Consider the following 791-nt stretch of genomic DNA (forward strand, 5'->3'; position numbering starts at 1 on the left):
CTCGGATGCACCGGGAGGGACAGCACCTCGCGGGCCAGCATCTCGGTGACCGGGAGCTCCAGGTCCACGGCGAAGGTGGCCAGGCGATGCACCGGCGTCGGGTAGTACACGCCGCAGCCCACCTTGTGCTCCTCCCGCAGCGCGGTCGCGAACGCATCGCGCTCCGCGGCGGTCGCACCCTCGATACGGATCGTGTACTGGTGGTAGACGTGCGTCGCCTCGGGCCGGACCACGGGGGTGACCACCCCGGTCAGGTGCACGTCGAAGAAGGCGGCGAGCTCCTGACGGCGCGCGGTCCACGCGCCGAGCTTGGCGAGCTGGACGCGGCCGATCGCCGCGTGGATGTCGGTCATGCGGTTGTTGAAGCCGACGACCTCGTTCGCGTACTGCGCCTCCATGCCCTGGTTCCGCAGCAGTCGGATCTGCCGGGCGTACTCCGGGGAGTCCGTGGAGACCATGCCGCCCTCGCCCGAGGTCATGTTCTTCGTCGGGTACAGGGAGAACATGCCGCCGCGCCCGAACGTGCCGACCTGCGCGCCCTGCCAGGTGGCGCCGTGCGCCTGGGCGGCGTCCTCGAAGATCCACAGGCCGTGGCGCTCGGCGATCTCGACGAGGCGGTCCATCGGTGCGGGATGCCCGTACAGGTGCACCGGCTGGATGCCGACGGTCCGCTCCGTGATCGCGGCCTCGACCGCGGCGGGGTCCAGGGTGAAGGTCTCGGGATCCACGTCCACGAACACCGGCGTCGCACCGCAGGCGGCGACGGAGTTGCCGGTCGCCGCGAAGGTGAA

General features: G+C 70.9%; 1 protein-coding gene. It reads right to left on the reverse strand.

The features are described from left to right. On the reverse strand, positions 1–791 hold a 791-nt coding region (locus ACZCAH_RS15255), incomplete at both ends, for a DegT/DnrJ/EryC1/StrS family aminotransferase (RefSeq protein WP_464341892.1).

The organism is Brachybacterium sp. B718/18 (assembly GCF_055454375.1).